This window comes from Bacillus cereus group sp. BfR-BA-01522 (assembly GCF_022662635.1).
GTDB lineage: Bacteria > Bacillota > Bacilli > Bacillales > Bacillaceae_G > Bacillus_A > Bacillus_A cytotoxicus.
Map to the genome: position 1 here is coordinate 1 of NZ_JAKUDY010000061.1, position 245 is coordinate 245.

Genomic DNA, 245 nt, shown 5'->3' on the forward strand with positions numbered 1-245 from the left:
GGAGTTATATCGATATATGTCTCCCACTACACTTAATCAATTAGCTATAGAAGCTGGTGGAATGAAACGAAAACGTAAGTGCCATGGGCACCATTTTCTATCTTTGTGTGTATGGTTAAATCAACAAATCGCTACTACCTCTCTTACTCAACTTTGTAGTCAATTAGAAACCTCAACAGGAATTTTATTGAGTCCGGAGGGACTTAATCGACGCTTTAACTCAGCTTCTGTAGCTTTCTTTCGAA

At 38.4% G+C, this 245-nt stretch carries 1 pseudogene; it reads left to right on the forward strand.

Going from position 1 to position 245, the window contains the following annotated elements:
• Positions 1-245 (forward strand): annotated as a pseudogene (locus MR059_RS21655) (IS4 family transposase); the annotation flags it as partial.